The sequence below is a fragment of the Actinomadura rubrobrunea NBRC 15275 genome, assembly GCF_001552235.1.
In the GTDB taxonomy this organism is placed as follows: Bacteria; Actinomycetota; Actinomycetes; order Streptosporangiales; family Streptosporangiaceae; genus Spirillospora; species Spirillospora viridilutea.
Genome location: NZ_BCQU01000075.1, coordinates 22,949 through 31,112, shown reverse-complemented (window position 1 = coordinate 31,112; position 8,164 = coordinate 22,949). Strand labels below are relative to the sequence as shown.

Sequence of the window (8,164 nt, the reverse complement as noted above, 5' to 3'; positions counted from 1 at the left end):
GGTCGCCGCGGCGGCGCCGGGGCGGCGCGGCGACCGGCGCGCCGCGCGGTCGGCCTGTCGGTCAGCATGTCGCCCTGGAGGTGCGGGGAACGGCCGGACGTGCGCCGCCGCGGTCGGCCGCGCCGGGCGGCCCGGACGAGCGGACGTGATGCGCCGTGGGGGCCGTCGCGCCGACGCCCGGCTCGCAGGGATGGCGCGTCCCCAGCGCCACCATGGCGACCAGCAACGCCGCCACCGCGACGACCACCGCCGCCAGGGCGACCGCTCCCCGGGGAGGCCGCCACGACACCGGCCCGGCGTCCCGGCGAGCGTCCCGGACGAGGCCGGGGAGGGTCTTCAGCCTCCAGGCCAAGACCGGGTCATCGCGCTCCAAAGCCGCGTCGATCTCCCGCAGCACGGCCTGCTCGTCACCTGGCAGTCCCATTCCGTCCACCTTCGGCGCGGCCTCGGCGGCCGGCGGTCACGCACCGCCGCCGGCGCGTGCGCTCCGGTGGCGGCAGGCACGGCTTACCCGGGCGATCGGGCGCCGATCCGCCAGAAGGGACAAAGACACGGCCAAGGGTCCGGTTGGAGGCCGGGCCCAGGCGTTCTCGCCCCTCCGGGGACTGTGACCGTTACCTGAGGGAATGTCGGAATAGTCAGGGCTGGCGCGCCCGGCCGTGGAGGAGACGGCGGCTCATGGCCCCGCACACGGGCCGGGACCCCCGCGGAGACAACGGAAGCTGAGGAAGGCTCATGAAGGCACCCGTGATCGCGGGGCTGGACGGATCGGCCGCGTCGCCGCGCTGCGTCGCGTGGGCGGCCGCGGAGGCGAGCCTTCGCCGCCGTCCGCTGGAACTCGTGCACGCGACCATGCTCGTCTACCGCGACGGGTCGCTGAGCGAAGCCGCCCACGACGCGCTGGTGGCCGAACGGACGCGCCTGCTCACCGACGCCCGGGCCTACGCGCTGGCCCTGCACCCGGGCCTGGACGTGCGCATCCGCCTGCTGGCCGAGGAGGCGGGCAGGGCCCTGGTGGCGCAGAGCGAGCACGCGGAGCTGCTCGTCCTCGGCACCGGCGGGCAGGAGGGGTTCGGCGGTCTGCGGCTCGGCTCGGTCCTGGTGCGCGCGATGGTGTGGAGCCGCTGCCCCGTCCTGGCGGTCCCGGACTGGGCCCCGGAGCCCGACGCGGCGCCCGCCCACGTCGTCGTCGGGATCGAGGAGCCGCAGCGCGAGCGGGCGGTCGGCTGGGCCTTCGAGGAGGCGCACCTGCGCGGCGCGCGGCTCACCGCGGTGCACACGTGCGGGCGGTCCGGCGCGCCCGACCGCGGGGACGCCGCGGCCGCACCCTCCCGGACGCCGGCGCAGCCGCCGTCCGAGTCTCCGTCGGCGTCGCCGTCAGAGTCGCCGTCGGCGTCGCCGTCAGAGTCGCCGTCGGCGTCGCCGCCGGAGTCGCTGGACGCGTGGCGGACCAAGTACCCGGAGGTCCAGGTGACGCACACCACCGTCGAGGGGCACCCCGCGCGGGCGCTGGCGGCCGCCGGCCGCCAGGCCGCCATGGTGGTGGTCGGCGCGGCGCGGCGCCACGGCCCCGACATGGCCATGGGCGGCCTCCACCACGCCCTGCTCCACCAGAACACGACCGCCGTCGTGATCGTGCCGTGAGGAATCCGGGCGACTGCCCGGTGTGACCGGCGGCCTTTCGGGGACAGGACGCGGTGATCCCATGCGGGACGGGGAGGGGCATGGACGAGTCGGACGTCATCATCGTCGGCGCGGGGGCGGCCGGTCTGTCGCTGGCGTACCACCTCGTCGCGATGGACGACTCCGGGACGCCGCCCACGGTGACGCTGGTGGACGCCGTGGACGAGGCGTTGCGTCCGCCCGACCGCACCTGGTGTTTCTGGGAGGAGGGCGCGGGCGAGTTCGAGGACGCCGTCGCCGCGTCTTGGGGGCGGCTGCGGGTGCTGGGCGGGGACGGCACCGAGGCGTCAGGCCGGACGCGCCCCTACCGCTACAAGATGATCAGTTCGACCGGGTTCCGGGACCTGGTGGAACGCCGGCTCGCCGGGCGGCCCGAGGTGCGGGTCGTCCGCGCCGACGTCGACGCGGTGCGCGACGTGCCCGGCGGCGCCGAGGTCGGCGGCACGGCGGCCGGGGGACGGCGGCTGACGATGCGGGCGCGCTGGGTGTTCGACTCGCGTCCGCCGCGCCTCCTGCCACGGGCGCGAACCGCGTTGGCGCAGCATTTCCGCGGCTGGTTCGTCCGCGCGGAGTCGCCCGTTTTCGACCCCGACGCCGTCGTGTTGATGGATTTCCGGACCCCCCAGCCGCCGCGGGGCGTCTCGTTCGGCTACGTGCTTCCGTTCGGCCCTGCGGAGGCCCTGGTGGAGTACACCGAGTTCTCCCCCGCGCCGCTGAACCGCGACGCCTACGAACAGAGGCTCCGGCATTACACGCGCGACATCCTGAGGCTCGGCCCCCTGCGGGTCGACGGCTGCGAGCAGGGGGTGATCCCCATGACCGATGCCTTGTTCCCGCGCCGGGTGGGCCGTTCGGTATTCCGCATCGGCACGGCCGGGGGCGCGACGCGCCCCGCCACGGGCTACACCTTCGCGGCCGTGCAGCGGCAGAGCAGAGCCATCGCCGCCGCCTACCGGCGGGGGGCCGTGCCCGTGCCGCCCGCGCCGTACTCCATCCGGGCCCGCGCGATGGACGCCGTCCTGCTCAGGCTGCTGGCCCGTGGACGGGCGGACGGCGGGCAGTTCTTCACCGACCTGTTCAAGGGGGTGCAGACGGCGCGGCTGCTGCGCTTCCTCGACGGCGACACGTCTCTCTGGGAGGACATCGCGATCGGCATGCACACCCCCGTCGTGCCGATGCTGCGCACCGCCGTGGAAGTACCGCTGCTCCCCCGCCGGGACCTGCCGGTCCGCCCCCTTCGGGCGCCCTCGCCGGACCGAGTGGCGGGGCCTCAAGGAGCCGAGCCGTGAACAGCCGGAGCATGCTGGGCCGCCGGGACGGCGCCGGGCGTCCCGGCCGGGACCGGCACGCCGAGATGATCGCCCCGCCCCGCGGGCGGAACCGGTTCACCGGCGACGCCCCCGCCGTCGCGGTCGTCGGCGGCGGCATCGCGGGACTGGCCGCCGCGACCGTGCTCGCCGAACGCGGCGCACGGGTCACGCTGTACGAGCGCGAGGAGGTGCTCGGAGGCAGGGTGGCGGGGTGGCCGGTGCCGCTGGCCGACGGGTCCCGCGCCACCATGACCCGGGGCTTCCACGCCTTCTTCCGCCAGTACTACAACCTGCGCGGACTGCTGCGCCGGGTGGACGCGGGCCTCGGCATGCTGACGGGCCTGCCGGACTACCCGCTCCAGCACGTTGACGGCCGGTCCGAGCGCTTCGCACGGGTGCCGAAGACGCCGCCGTGGAACGCGCTGGGGTTCGTGGCGCTCAGCCCCAGCTTCCGCTGGCGGGACCTGTCCCGGATGAATCCGGCGGCGGCCGGGCCGCTCCTGGACGTGCGCGTCCCGCAGATCTACGAACGGCTCGACGCCGTCGACGCCGCGCGGTTCCTGACGGCGACGGGCTTCCCGGACGCGGCGCGGCACCTGGCCTTCGAGGTGTTCTCGCGCAGCTTCTTCGCCGACCCGGAGCGGCTGTCGGCCGCCGAGCTGGCCCTGATGTTCCACATCTACTTCCTCGGCTCGGCCGAGGGACTGCTGTTCGACGTGGTCCGCGATCCCTTCCCGCAAGCGCTCTGGGACCCCCTCGGCTCCTACCTGGACGGGCTGGGCGTGCGGGTGCGGCCCGGCACCCCGGTGCAGCAGGTCCGGCCGCTCGGCGGAGCCGGCGTCGAGATCGTGGGCGAGGGGGCCGCCGACCGCTGCGACGCGGTGATCCTCGCGTTGGACGTCGACGGGCTGCGCGGCGTCGTCGCGCGCTCGCCCGGACTCGGCGACCAGCAGTGGCGGGCGCGCGTCCAGCGGCTGCGCACGGCGCCGCCCTTCCTGGTGTCCCGGCTGTGGCTGGACCGCCCGCCGCGCCCCGACCGCCCCGCGTTCCTCGCCACCAGCGGTTTCGGGACGCTGGACAACGTGAGCCTGCCGGACCGGTGGGAGGGCGAGGCGGCGCGCTGGGCGGCCCGCACCGGCGGATCGATCGTCGAACTGCACGCCTACGCGCTGCCCGTCACCTGCGACCGCCGGGCCGAGCAGGACCGCCTCCTGGCCCAGCTGCACCGCGTGTACCCGGAGACGCGGCGGGCGCGGATCGTCGACGTCCGGCACCTGTGGCGGGAGGACTGCCCGCTGTTCGCCCCGGGCGGCTACTGGGACCGGCCGACGGTGGCCACCCCGCATCCGTACGTGATGCTGGCGGGCGACCTGGTCCGCACGGACCTGCCGGTGGCGCTGATGGAGCGGGCCGCGACCAGCGGCTTCCTGGCCGCCAACGCGCTGCTCGCCCGGTGGGGCGTGCGAGGGGAGACCCTGTGGACAGTGCCCCGGGCGGGCCGCTCCAGGTTGCTCCGCACGCTGGCCGCCTTGGTAGCGCCCGGCGGATTTGACGTGGTGGACGCCGTTCAGCCGGGGAATCGGCCCGTCGCGCGCAGCCGCCAGCGGCGTTCGGCGTAGGCGAGGTCGTCCCGCCAGAGCCGTCCGGCGGCCAGCCGCATCAGCGGCCGCACCAGCGGGGCCATCGCGCGGGCGGCCGAGAACCCCGGGCGGTCGGAGGCCGCCAGGACCGCTTCCACGACGGCGGTGCGCGGCGCCCCGTCCGGGCCCGGGCCGAGCGGGACGGCGTGCGTCTCCACCGCCGACGTCCGGCCCTCGCCTTCGATGATGTGCATGACCACCGTCCGCGGGCCGGGGGCCGTGAACCGCGCCCGGACGGGGACGACGGCGCGGCCCGCCACCTTGAACGACACGTCCACCAGGAAGCAGTCGTCCTCGGCGTCCTCCGTACGCTCCGCCGGCGCCCGCCGCACCGTCAGATCCACGAACGAGTACGGGTGCAGCCAGCCGCCGTGCCAGGGGTCGAGGCGGTTGGCGATCACGTCCTCGGGTTCGCAGACCCCTTCCGCGCTGAACACGGCCTCGAGACGGCGCGCCGGGTCCGGCCGGGTCGGCAGCAGGGGACGCTCCAGCGGCGGCTCCCCGCCGACCGCGTCGAGCCTCACCCACGCCAGTACGCCGTCGTCATAGGCGGGGAACGGCTCCCAGCCCGCGTAGGGCGCTCCGTCGATGACGAGGCCGTGCCAGTGGCAGACGACCCTGCCGCACAGGACGCGGGCGTCCCGCAACGGGGCGCCCAGGTGGGGGCAGACGCCGGGGCCGGCCCGCAGCAGCCCGTCGCGGCCCCGCCAGGCGATGACCTCCACGCCGGCGATGGTGCGCGCGAAGGGACGCCCGCCGCCGATGTCCGCGCTGGCGCCCAGGACGTACCAGTTGCCGGACGGCCGGGCGGCCGCCCGTTTCAGCGCGCCCGCGATGATCGAGGGCCGCGCGTCCCGCCACGTGGCCCGCTGGTCCTGCCAGCGCACCGGGCGCCGCAGCCGCAGCGGCACCAGGCGCGGCGCCCGCCGCGCCCGCGCGTGTTCGGAGCCGGTCATGGCACACCCCCTGGTGCGTCGGCGCGTGCGGTCTGCTCGCGGCGCGGGGGGATCGGCGGCGCGACGCGGGTGCGCAGCCTGGCGACCGCCGCGCGCGCGGCGCCGTCGAGCGCCACCGCCGCCCGCCGCCTGCGCGGCACCACGGCCCGCCGGTGCAGCACCGCGTAGTCCTCCGCCTCGATGACGCGCAGGATGTCGTGGTACAGCACGTACGCCGTCCGGATGCACGGGCGCGAGACGGGGTGCAGCAGCTTCAGTCCCGGCGCGGCCTCGCGGTACACGCCTTCGGTCAGGTCGGCGGCCTCCCGGATCGCCGCCCGGATCCTGGGGTCGCTCCGGCCGGTGGCGCGGCTCCAGTACAGCAGTTCGCGGTCCACCCCGTGCGCGCTCAGCAGTTCCTCGGGCAGGTAGACCCGGCCCCGGTCGAGGTCCTCGCCCACGTCCCGCAGGAAGTTGGTGAGCTGGAAGGCGATGCCGAGCGCCGCCGCGTACGGCGCCGCCTCCGCCCGCGGCGCCACCGTGCCCAGCACCGGCAGCATCTGCAGCCCGATGACGGCCGCCGAGCCGTGCATGTAGCTCTTCAGGTCGGCGTAGGTGCGGTAGCGGGTGACCTCCAGGTCGCTGCGCATGGAGGCCAGGAAGTCCCGGAAGTACCGGTGGTCGATGTCGTAGACCGCCGCGGTGTGCGCCAGCGCCCGGACGACGGGGTCGTCGCTGGTGCCGCTGCGCAGCCCGGCGACCAGCCGCTCCTCGAACGCGTGCAGGGCCGCGGCGCGTTGCCGCGTCGTGGCGCCGATGTCGAGGTCGTCCACGATGTCGTCGGCCCATCGGGCGAACCCGTACAGGGCGTGGACGGCGGGACGCCGCGCCGCCGGCAGCAGCCGGGTGGCGAGAAAGTATGTGCGGCCGTGTCGGGCGTTGAGCCGGCGGCAGCGCTCGTAGGCCGCGCGCAGCTCCGGGTCGGTGACGCCCGCCGCGTCCAGTTCCCGCCGCGTCATGGGAGCCACCGCCTCGTGCCGCGTCGTCGCAGGCCGCGGGCACGTCCCGGCCCGACGAGACGGGCGGCGGCCAGCTTCCCGGAGATCAGCACGGTGGGGACGCCGACGCCGGGCGTCGTGCCGCAGCCCGCGAGCACCGCGTTGCCCACGCCCCGCACGAGGTTGCGCGGCCGGAACGGGCCGGTCTGCGCGAGGGTGTGCGCCACCGAGAACGGCGTCCCCGCGGCGTGCCCCTGCGCCGTCCAGTCGGCCGGAGTGACCAGGCGTTCGCTCTCGATGGCGGCGTCGAGGCCGTGCAGGCCGCGGCGTTCCAGCTCCGCCACCAACGCGTCGCGATACCGCGGCCCCAGGGTCGCCCATTCGCGGGCGCTCGGCCCGATGGCGGTGTTGGGGCACGGCGCGAGGATGTAGAGCAGCTGCCTGCCTCGGGGCGCGAGCCCGGGGTCGCTCGCGGTGGGACGCGTGACCAGCAGCGAGGGGTCGCTCATCACCCGCCCGGTCCGCGTGATCTCCCTGAACGTGCGTTTCCAGGCCGCTCCGAAGAAGACGGTGTGGTGTCCGAGCCGCGGCCACGTGCGGCGGGTGACCGCGTGCAGGACGACCGCCGAGGGCGAGTGGCGCAGCGGCACCAGGCGGCGCGGTGCGCGGCCCAGCAGCCGGTACGCGGTCGGCAGCTCCACGGTGAGCACCACCGCGTCGCAGGCGATCCGCCCGTCGGCGCCGGTGCGCACGGCGGTGATCCGGTCGCCGCGCCGCTCCAGGGACGTGACCTCGCTCCCCCAGCGGAACTCGCCTCCCGCGTCGGCGGCCGCGTCCGCCATGGCCCGGGCCAAGGCGTGCACGCCGCCGCGGGGGAAGTAGACCCCGGCCACGGTGTCCATGTAGGCGATCACGGCGTAGGCAGCCAGGGCGCGGTCGGGCGGGACCCCGGCGTACAGGGCTTGGAAGGTGAACGCGCGGCGCAGCCGCTCGTCCGACAGGAACCGGCCGACGCGGGCGTCCAGGCGGCCGAATCCCCCCAGCGCCGCCAGCCGGGCCAGGTCCGGGGTGAGCAGTTGCAGCGGGGAGTCGAAGTTGGCGTCGATGAACCGGCGCATCTGCACCGCGTACAGGTCCCGCAGCCAGGCCCGCAGCCGCCGGTAGCCGGCGACCTCGCCCGGGCCGGCGAAACGCCGGATCTCCTCCTCCATCGCCTCGGCCGCGGTGTGGACGTCCAGCGCGGAGCCGTCCGGGAACACCATCCGGTACGCGGGGTGCAGCTGCACCAGTTCCACCCGGTCGGCGAGCCGCTCGCCGACCGCGCGGAACGCCTCGTCGGCCAGGTGCGGCATGGTCAGCACGGTCGGGCCGCCGTCGGCGCGGCAGCCGCCGAGGTCGATCCGCCCCGCCCGGCCGCCGGGCTCGTCGGACCGCTCCACCACCGTGACGCGGCGCCCCGCCCCCAGCAGGTGCAGCGCCGCCGAGAGCCCCGACAGCCCGGCGCCGACGACCACCACATGGTCGCCGGCGCGTCCGGTGGCGTGGCCGTGCGGCATCGACGCTCCCCGTGACGGATGTACTTCCCCCGCAGAGCCCGA

Annotated in this window: 7 protein-coding genes; 3 read left to right on the top strand and 4 right to left on the bottom strand. The window is 76.1% G+C overall.

Going from position 1 to position 8,164, the window contains the following annotated elements:
• Positions 1-61: 61 nt before the first annotated feature.
• A complete protein-coding gene (locus tag AR3_RS21470) occupies positions 62-424 on the bottom strand; it encodes a DUF3040 domain-containing protein (RefSeq protein ID WP_067916220.1) in 363 nt (120 codons plus the stop codon).
• Between the two features lie 311 nt (positions 425-735).
• Between AR3_RS21470 and AR3_RS21465 the strand changes: the two genes are divergently transcribed.
• From AR3_RS21465 to AR3_RS21455, 3 genes are all read left to right on the top strand, one after another.
• Complete coding sequence (locus tag AR3_RS21465; protein ID WP_067916219.1) at positions 736-1,644, top strand: universal stress protein; 909 nt, start codon at positions 736-738, stop codon at positions 1,642-1,644.
• A gap of 80 nt (positions 1,645-1,724) precedes the next feature.
• Positions 1,725-2,972: a lycopene cyclase family protein gene (locus AR3_RS21460; protein WP_067916217.1), complete on the top strand. Its 1,248-nt coding sequence runs from the start codon at positions 1,725-1,727 to the stop codon at positions 2,970-2,972.
• An 11-nt stretch (positions 2,973-2,983) separates the two neighbouring features.
• Complete coding sequence (locus AR3_RS21455) at positions 2,984-4,612, top strand: FAD-dependent oxidoreductase (RefSeq protein ID WP_083951752.1); 1,629 nt, start codon at positions 2,984-2,986, stop codon at positions 4,610-4,612.
• On the opposite strand, the gene AR3_RS21450 is transcribed toward AR3_RS21455, so the two are convergent.
• The 3 genes from AR3_RS21450 to crtI are packed head-to-tail and all read right to left on the bottom strand — an operon-like array spanning position 4,561 to position 8,122.
• Positions 4,561-5,589: a Rieske (2Fe-2S) protein gene (locus AR3_RS21450; protein WP_067916215.1), complete on the bottom strand. Its 1,029-nt coding sequence runs from the start codon at positions 5,587-5,589 to the stop codon at positions 4,561-4,563. The two genes, AR3_RS21455 and AR3_RS21450, sit on opposite strands and share 52 nt — an antisense overlap.
• Positions 5,586-6,587, bottom strand: a complete 1,002-nt coding sequence (locus AR3_RS21445; protein ID WP_067916213.1) for a phytoene/squalene synthase family protein — start codon at positions 6,585-6,587, stop codon at positions 5,586-5,588. Before AR3_RS21445 ends, AR3_RS21450 begins: the two co-directional genes overlap by 4 nt.
• Positions 6,584-8,122 (bottom strand): phytoene desaturase family protein, encoded by a 1,539-nt coding sequence (crtI, locus tag AR3_RS21440; RefSeq protein ID WP_067916211.1) that lies wholly within the window; start codon positions 8,120-8,122, stop codon positions 6,584-6,586. Before crtI ends, AR3_RS21445 begins: the two co-directional genes overlap by 4 nt.
• Positions 8,123-8,164: the final 42 nt, after the last annotated feature.

Coding starts and splice junctions, on each gene's coding strand:
- AR3_RS21470 (WP_067916220.1), bottom strand. CDS start 424: ATGGGACTGCCAGGTGACGAGCAGGCCGTGCTGCGGGAGATCGACGCG.
- AR3_RS21465 (WP_067916219.1), top strand. CDS start 736: ATGAAGGCACCCGTGATCGCGGGGCTGGACGGATCGGCCGCGTCGCCG.
- AR3_RS21460 (WP_067916217.1), top strand. CDS start 1,725: ATGGACGAGTCGGACGTCATCATCGTCGGCGCGGGGGCGGCCGGTCTG.
- AR3_RS21455 (WP_083951752.1), top strand. CDS start 2,984: ATGCTGGGCCGCCGGGACGGCGCCGGGCGTCCCGGCCGGGACCGGCAC.
- AR3_RS21450 (WP_067916215.1), bottom strand. CDS start 5,589: ATGACCGGCTCCGAACACGCGCGGGCGCGGCGGGCGCCGCGCCTGGTG.
- AR3_RS21445 (WP_067916213.1), bottom strand. CDS start 6,587: ATGACGCGGCGGGAACTGGACGCGGCGGGCGTCACCGACCCGGAGCTG.
- crtI (WP_067916211.1), bottom strand. CDS start 8,122: ATGCCGCACGGCCACGCCACCGGACGCGCCGGCGACCATGTGGTGGTC.